This window comes from Pseudomonas lactucae (assembly GCF_036688725.1).
Lineage (GTDB): Bacteria > Pseudomonadota > Gammaproteobacteria > Pseudomonadales > Pseudomonadaceae > Aquipseudomonas > Aquipseudomonas lactucae.
Genome location: NZ_JAQQPT010000003.1, coordinates 311739 through 319725 on the forward strand (window position 1 = coordinate 311739; position 7987 = coordinate 319725).

The following is a 7987-nucleotide window of genomic DNA, read 5'->3' on the forward strand; positions in this document are numbered from 1 at the left end:
GTTCATGCATGGCCTGGTTCGACCACGACGGCTGCAGCCTGCATTACGAAGAATACGGCCACGGCACCCCGCTGGTGCTGATCCATGGCCTGGGCTCCAGCAGCCAGGACTGGGAACTGCAGGTTCCGCTGCTGGCCAGGCACTACCGCCTGGTCGTGGTGGACGTGCGGGGTCATGGGCGCTCCGATAAACCGCGCGAGCGCTACAGCATCCCAGGCTTTACCGCTGACCTGCTGGCGCTGTTCGAACACCTGAACCTGCCCGCCGCCCATGTGGTGGGCCTGTCCATGGGCGGCATGATCGCGTTTCAGTTGGCGGTGGACGAACCCGCCCTGGTCAGGAGCCTGTGCATCGTCAACAGCGCACCCGAGGTCAAGGTGCGCAGCGCCGATGACTATTGGCAGTGGGCCAAGCGCTGGACCCTGGCCCGGGTATTGAGCCTGAGCACCATCGGCAAGGCGCTGGGTGAGCGGTTGTTCCCCAAACCGCACCAGGCCGACCTGCGCCGCAAGATGGCCGAACGCTGGGCAAAAAACGACAAACGTGCTTATCTCGCCAGCTTCGATGCGATTGTGGGCTGGGGCGTGCTGGAACGACTTTCCAGAATCACCTGTCCAACCCTGGTCATCAGCGCCGACCACGACTACACCCCCGTGGCCCACAAAGAAATCTATGTAAAACTGCTGCCCGATGCGCGGCTGGTGGTAATCGAAGATTCCCGCCATGCCACGCCCTTGGATCAACCCGACGTTTTTAACGCTACCCTGCTCGACTTTCTCAAGACCGTCGACACCACAACCCAGGATCACTGACCCATGCTGAAAAAAATCGCCTTCTTTGCCGGTTCCGTATTGTTTGCTGCCAACCTGATGGCGGCCGAGCCCGCCAAGGCGCCCCACGTGCTGATCTCCACCACCAATGGCGACATTGAAATCGAACTGGACCCGGTCAAGGCGCCGATCAGTACCAAGAACTTCCTGGCCTATGTCGACAAAGGCTTCTACACCAACACGATTTTCCACCGTGTGATCCCAGGCTTCATGGTCCAGGGCGGCGGGTTCACCCAGCAGATGTCGCAGAAGCCGACCGAAGCGCCGATCAAGAACGAAGCCAGCAACGGCCTGCACAACGTGCGCGGCACTCTGTCGATGGCGCGCACCTCGAACCCGGATTCGGCCACCAGCCAATTCTTCATCAACGTGGCCGACAATGCCTTCCTCGACCCAGGTCGCGACGCCGGCTATGCCGTGTTCGCCAAAGTGGTCAAGGGCATGGACGTGGTCGACATCATCGTCAACTCCCAGACCACCACCAAGCAGGGCATGCAGAACGTGCCCATCGATCCTGTTCTGATCAAGTCGGCCAAGCGCATCGACTGAGGTCGGCAGGAAGCTCCGCGCGCAGCCCACAAGGCTGCGCGCGCATCTGAAAGGAGAGCCCGCCCGGCGGGCGTCAACCCCAATGCTCTATCGTCGTTTTGAACAACTGATCGATATTTTCCGCGACGCGCCCAGCGAAGCCCCTCCCGATAAAGTCCTGCCCTTCTACCTCTACTACCTGCGCCAGGTGTGGCCGTGTTTTGCCGCGCTGCTGGTGGTGGGCCTGGTCGGCGCGTTGATCGAAGTCGCGCTGTTCAGCTACCTGAGCCGCATCATCGACCTGGCCCAGGGCACACCGCCCGCCAACTTCTTCCAGGTGCACAGCACCGAGCTGATCTGGATGGCCGTGGTCGCCCTGCTGCTGCGTCCGATCTTCAACGGCCTGCACGACCTGCTGGTGCACCAGACCATCAACCCCGGCATGACCAGCCAGATCCGCTGGCAGAACCATAGCTACGTGCTCAAGCAGAGCTTGAATTTCTTCCAGAACGACTTCGCCGGGCGCATTGCCCAACGCATCATGCAAACCGGCAACGCCTTGCGTGATTCCGCGGTGGCAACGGCGGAGGCCATCTGGCACGTGTCGATCTATGCGATCACCTCGCTGGTGCTGTTTGCCGAGGCCGACTGGCGCCTGATGATTCCGTTGATCACCTGGATCATCGGTTACTGCCTGGCTTTGCGCTACTTCGTGCCGAGGGTCAAGGCGCGTTCGGTGATTTCTTCCGAGGCACGTTCCAAACTGATGGGGCGCATCGTCGACGGCTACACCAACATCACCACCTTGAAGCTGTTCGCCCATACGCAGAGTGAGCAGGAATACGCCAAGGAAGCGATCGTCGAGCAAACCGAAAAAACCCAGCTGGCGGCACGCGTACTCACCAGCATGGATGCAGTGATCACGGTGCTCAACGGCCTGCTGATCGTCACCACCACCGGCCTGGCCCTGTGGCTGTGGACGCAGTCGCTGATCTCCGTGGGCGCCATCGCCCTGGCCACGGGCCTGGTGATCCGCATCGTCAATATGTCCGGCTGGATCATGTGGGTGGTCAACGGTATTTTCGAAAACATCGGCATCGTGCAGGACGGCCTCAAGACCATCGCCCAGCCGCTGGCGGTGGTCGACCGCGACAACGCCCCGCGCCTGAACGTACCCCATGGCGAAGTGCGTTTTGAGCAGGTGGATTTCCACTACGGCAAAAAGAGCGGGATCATTGGCGGCTTGAACCTTGAGATCGGCGCCGGTGAAAAGATCGGCCTGATCGGCCCGTCGGGTGCGGGCAAGTCGACCCTGGTCAACCTGCTGCTGCGCCTCTACGACCTGCAGGGCGGGCGTATCCTGATCGACGGCCAGAACATCGCCGACGTGGCCCAGGAGTCCCTGCGCGAGCGGATCGGCATGATCACCCAGGACACCTCGTTGCTGCACCGCTCGATCCGCGACAACCTGCTGTACGGCAAACCCGACGCCACCGATGAAGAACTCTGGGCCGCCGTGCGCAAGGCCCGCGCCGATGAGTTCATCCCGCTGCTGTCGGACGCCGAAGGCCGCACCGGGCTGGACGCCCATGTGGGCGAGCGCGGGGTGAAGCTGTCCGGCGGCCAACGCCAGCGCATCGCCATCGCCCGGGTACTGCTCAAGGACGCGCCGATCCTGATCATGGACGAGGCCACCTCGGCGCTGGACTCGGAAGTGGAAGCAGCGATCCAGGAAAGCCTGGAGACCCTGATGCAAGGCAAGACGGTCATCGCGATTGCGCACCGCTTGTCGACCATCGCGCGGATGGACCGCCTGGTCGTGCTGGAGAAAGGCCAGATTGCCGAGAGCGGCAGCCACTCCGAACTGCTGGCCCACAAGGGGCTGTATGCCCGGTTGTGGCAGCACCAGACCGGGGGGTTTGTCGGCATCGACTGAAGCACATTTATGCCCTGGATTTGTCCCGAAACCCTGCTGTAATCAGTGCAGTGCCCAGAGGGGCGCTGAAGTAAATCTGCAGGGAGCATCACTGATTTACTGCTTCGGTAGAGCGATCTATCAAGGACGTGCGGCATGTCGTTGTTCAAGCGTTCAGTCACAGAGGGATTGGGTACGTTTTGGCTGGTGTTGGGCGGCTGCGGGAGTGCGGTGCTGGCCGCAGCGTTCCCTGCGGTCGGGATCGGGTTGCTGGGGGTGTCCCTGGCGTTCGGGCTCACGGTGCTGACCATGGCGTTCGCCATCGGGCATATCAGCGGTTGTCACCTCAACCCGGCGGTGTCGGTGGGGCTGGTGGTCGGCGGACGGTTTCCGGCCAGGGAGTTACCGGCGTATATCGTGGCGCAAGTACTCGGCGGGGTTGTCGCCGCCGCGTTGCTGTACTTGATCGCCAGCGGCAAGCCGGGCTTTGAACTGGCCGCAGGCCTGGCTTCCAACGGCTATGGCGAGCATTCGCCGGGGGGGTATTCGATGACCGCGGGGTTGGTCTGTGAGCTGGTGATGACCGCGATGTTCGTGCTGATCATCCTCGGCGCCACTGACCCGCGCGCGCCGAAGGGCTTCGCCCCCATCGCCATCGGCCTGGCCCTCACATTGATCCACCTGATCTCCATCCCCGTGACCAACACCTCGGTCAACCCGGCGCGCAGTACCGGCCCGGCGCTGATCGTGGGCGGATGGGCGATCCAGCAACTGTGGATGTTCTGGCTCGCGCCGATCCTCGGCGCGGTAATCGGCGGTATTACCTATCGATGGCTGGGCAAGGAGGAAACTGACACCTGAAACTCCCGTAGCAGCCTTGATGGGCCATGCTCAGCCCTGCCGATAAGGCAGGGCCGTGCGCGCCTCTTCGGCATACGCCACAATCCCCACCCGCTCGCGCTCGAGAAAGTCCTCCACGGCGTTCTTCAAACCCGGATGGCGCAGGTAGTGCCATGAACGGGTGATCACCGGTTCGAACCCGCGAATCAGTTTGTGCTCGCCCTGGGCGCCAGCGTCGAAACGTTGCAAGCCGTGGGCGATGGCGTAGTCCATACCCTGGTAGAAACAGGTTTCGAAATGCAGGCGGTCGAATTCCGCCAGGCAGCCCCAGTAACGGCCGTAGAAACTGTCGCCACCGATCAGGCTGAAGGCCATCGCCACCGGCCGTGCGCCTTGCTTGGCCAGCACTACGCGGATGGCCTCGGGCATGCGTTCGGCCAGCAGGCTGAAAAAGGCACGGGTCAGGTACGGCGATTGGCGACGCACCGCATAGGTATTGGCGTAGCAGGCGTAGACAAAATCCCATTGCGCCTCGCTCAACTCATGGCCCTGCAGCCATTCGAAATCGATACCCTGCCCCGCCACTTGTTCGCGCTCCTTGCGCATCTGTTTGCGCTTGCGCGAACTCAGGGCGTCGAGGAAATCCTGGAAGTCGCGATAGCCGCGGTTCTGCCAATGAAACTGGCAGCCCAGGCGCTGCATCCAGCCCGGTTGCAGGGCCAACGCCTCGTCGGCCAATGCATCGGTGAAGTTGATGTGCGCGCTGGAGAGCCCTTCGATTTCCAGGTAGCCCGGCAGGCTGTTGAGCAGTTCGAAGCCATCCTCGGCGCTCGCAGCCAATAGCCGTGGGCCGCTGACCGGGCTGAACGGCACGGCGGTGAGGAGCTTGGGGTAGTAATCGATACCGGCCCGCGCGCAGGCGTCGGCCCAGCCATGGTCGAACACGTACTCGCCGTAGGAATGCCACTTGCGATAACCCGGCAGTGCCGCCACCAGCCGATCACCCTCCCAGTGCAGCAGATGCTCAGGCTGCCAACCCGTATGCGCGCCGACGCTGGCGCTGTCTTCCAGCGCGCTCAGGAACGCATGCCGCACGAACGGTTGGGCCTGCGGCACCAGGGCATCCCAGGTATCCGAGGTGATTTCGGACAGGTTTTGCAGGCGTTGCAGCGGCATCGGCATCCTCACTACGTCGGGGCGTGAAAGCCTCGCGAGTATCGCTTATCGCCGCCCCCGGCACACCCTTAAATCGGCATGACAAGGCTCTAAAACAATAGTTCCGAAGATGAAAAAATTGTCATGTAGATGACATCACTTCGCCACTGCGTGGTCACAAACCGCCGCGATACTGACGCCTGTTTTTAGAGCGCCCGGTGCTGCCGGGCGGCTATTTTCCGTCCGTCATCGGTCGGTTGTGTCCTGGATGGTTTGCCATCCCTCCTCACTTTCGGAGATTGATATGCGTCTTGCTTCCACCAAAACTGCGGCGATCCTGTGCGGCGGCCTGTTACTGGCCATGAGCATTCCGGCCAGCGCCGCAGTCGACGCTAAATTGCTCGACATGCTCAAGGCCAACGGCCAGATCACCGCTGCGCAGTACACCGAACTGCAAAACGAGTTGGCCAAAGACCAGAAAGAACAGCAGATCGCACGGCAAGCTCAACAAGAGACCAACGAACAAATCGCCGCCACCGCTAAAAAAACCAACGAATTGAGCAGCTTCGACCAGAAGCTGGCCTGGGCCGCCAAGACCCAGTTCAAGGGTGATGTGCGCTTCCGCCAGGAGACCATCAAGATCGATGGCGAACCCAACAACGGCGGGCGCGACAAGGACCGTCAGCGCATTCGTGCCCGTCTGGGCGCCTACACCGAGATCAACCCGCAAGTGGACACCGGTATTCGTATCGCCACCGGCGGCGGCGACGATGCGCGGTCCACCAACCAGGACCAGGATGGTTACTTCGACAAGAAGTCGATCTGGCTGGACCTGGGCTACATCGACTACCACCCCGACCAGATCAAGAACCTGCACGTGATCGGCGGCAAGATGCTGCAACCGTGGGTCAACATGGGCGACGTAATCTGGGATAGCGACATCAACCCAGAAGGCCTGGCCCTGACCTACAAGTACCCATTGGGCGGCAGCGCCGAGCTGTTCGGCAGCATCGGCAACTACAACCTCAAGGACAACGTCGACGGCGACGGCGTGCAGTTCCGCCACGACCTGCGCTTGACCGCCGGCCAATTGGGCTCGCGTTTCTCGCTCACCGACAACCTGAAACTGACCGTGGGCGGCAGCGTCTACGCCTACCAGAACGACGAAGACAGCCGCTGCACCACGACCACCACGCCGTGTGCGCTGGCGGTCAACGGTAACTCGGCCAACGAAGAGTTCCGCCTGTACGAAGGCTTCAGCCAACTGGACATCGGCGGCCTGGCCGTTCCGCTGTCGCTGTATGGCCAATACGTGAAGAACAACGACGCCTCCACCGATCAGGACACCGCCTGGTTGCTGGGCGCCAAGTCCAAGGTCTTCGGTTTCAACCTGGACTACAACTACCGCGATACGCAACGTAACGCCGTGGTCGGCGCCTTCACCGACTCGGACTTCGCCAACGGCACCACCGGTTCGCGCGGCCACAAGCTCAAAGTGGGTTACGACATCGACAAGAACTTCGCGGTCGGCGCCACCTACTTCCTGACCAAGGCGGATTTCGCCAGCCGTACCCAGCGTGACGCCAACACCAACACCCTGCAGCTGGACGCAGAAGCCAAGTTCTAAAGAAGCGGCTTCGAGCGGCAAGTGGCAAGCTTCAAGGAGAAGCGTGTCACTTGCCGCTTTTCACTTGTAGCTTGCAGCTTGTCACTGCTTATTGACCCTTAAGACGCTCGGCCGCCAGCCGCTGCGCCAGGGCATCCACATCCTCAACCGGCTCTTCGGGCATGATCCTCAGCGTCGCCTGCATCAGGCGCATCTGACGGATAAACCGGCGGCAGTTCGGGCAGAACATCAAGTGATGACGCACCAGCAGGCGCTCGCGAAAGGTCAATTGCCCATCGAGGTAGTCACTGGACCGCGCCACTTGTTCTTTACAGGTCAACATTCGCCCGTTTCCTCAAAATGCTCCACCGTAGCGAAGACTTTAAGCCGTGCTCGGTGCAACAGCACACGGACATTGGAGAGCGTGAGTGTCAGGAGATTACAGATCTCCTCCAACTCCAGGCCTTGGCGCTCGCGCAGTACCAGCACGCTGCTTTGCAGCTCAGACAAACTCAGTATCGTATGTTCCAGGCATTTGCGCAGTTCATCTTCGGTGAGCAGCGCTTCCGGCGTGTCCTGATGCCAGGCATACGGAGCGACAGCCCAGTGACCGTCGTCGGGGCTGAAACGATCATCGCCGATGGTACCGTGGGGCGAAGGCAAATCATCGAGCAACACCTCGCGACGATTTTGCTTGTAGCGGCCCTTGGCGGCGTTCGCGGTGATGGTCAACAGCCAGGTCTTGAGGCTGGAGCGCCCTTCGAACTTGCCCAGGTTGCGCACCACCGACAGCCAGGCGTCCTGCACCACTTCATCGGCGTGGCGCTGGCCGACGATCGCATAGGCCACCGCGCGCATGGCGCTCTGGTAGGTGGTGACCAATTCCTTGTAGGCCCGCTGCTCACCCTTGAGCAAACGTTCAAGCAGGTGCGTGTCGTCCGCTGCTGCCATTGTCTACCTCGATTTCACTCTGCAAACCCGGTTCCTGTGTGGGAGGGGTTGGGCAAGCCCTGATGCCAGTCAGTTAAGGGACAAACTCTGTATCTGTGGCGAGGGAGCTTGCTCCCGTTGGGCCGCGAAGCGGCCCCTCTCTTTGTTTACACAGAATGGGAC

At 61.5% G+C, this 7987-nt stretch carries 8 protein-coding genes; 5 read left to right on the plus strand and 3 right to left on the minus strand.

The features are described from left to right. The first annotated feature begins 8 nt into the window (after positions 1-8). The 4 genes from V6M90_RS05030 (at position 9) to aqpZ (ending at position 4134) form a co-directional block, all read left to right on the plus strand. A complete protein-coding gene (locus tag V6M90_RS05030; RefSeq protein ID WP_003175419.1) occupies positions 9-812 on the plus strand; it encodes an alpha/beta fold hydrolase in 804 nt (267 codons plus the stop codon). Between the two features lie 3 nt (positions 813-815). Beyond that, a complete protein-coding gene (locus V6M90_RS05035; RefSeq protein ID WP_078825643.1) occupies positions 816-1379 on the plus strand; it encodes a peptidylprolyl isomerase in 564 nt (187 codons plus the stop codon). Between the two features lie 82 nt (positions 1380-1461). Further along, positions 1462-3294, plus strand: a complete 1833-nt coding sequence (locus tag V6M90_RS05040; RefSeq protein WP_141063563.1) for an ABC transporter ATP-binding protein — start codon at positions 1462-1464, stop codon at positions 3292-3294. A gap of 135 nt (positions 3295-3429) precedes the next feature. Beyond that, a complete protein-coding gene (aqpZ, locus tag V6M90_RS05045; RefSeq protein ID WP_003175423.1) occupies positions 3430-4134 on the plus strand; it encodes an aquaporin Z in 705 nt (234 codons plus the stop codon). A 30-nt stretch (positions 4135-4164) separates the two neighbouring features. Here the strand turns inward: aqpZ and V6M90_RS05050 are convergent, their stop codons facing one another. Next, positions 4165-5289: a GNAT family N-acetyltransferase gene (locus V6M90_RS05050; protein WP_305427612.1), complete on the minus strand. Its 1125-nt coding sequence runs from the start codon at positions 5287-5289 to the stop codon at positions 4165-4167. A 283-nt stretch (positions 5290-5572) separates the two neighbouring features. Here V6M90_RS05050 and V6M90_RS05055 point away from each other — a divergent pair, with 283 nt between their 5' ends. After that, positions 5573-6895: a putative porin gene (locus V6M90_RS05055; RefSeq protein WP_332846169.1), complete on the plus strand. Its 1323-nt coding sequence runs from the start codon at positions 5573-5575 to the stop codon at positions 6893-6895. Positions 6896-6983: 88 nt separating this feature from the next. Here V6M90_RS05055 and V6M90_RS05060 read toward each other — a convergent pair whose 3' ends face one another. Then, positions 6984-7217, minus strand: a complete 234-nt coding sequence (locus V6M90_RS05060; RefSeq protein ID WP_003175426.1) for an anti-sigma factor family protein — start codon at positions 7215-7217, stop codon at positions 6984-6986. Then, on the minus strand, positions 7211-7825 hold the full coding sequence (locus V6M90_RS05065; RefSeq protein WP_003175427.1) for an RNA polymerase sigma factor: 615 nt from the start codon (positions 7823-7825) through the stop codon (positions 7211-7213). The genes V6M90_RS05060 and V6M90_RS05065 overlap by 7 nt, the downstream gene beginning before the upstream one ends. Positions 7826-7987 lie beyond the last annotated feature (162 nt).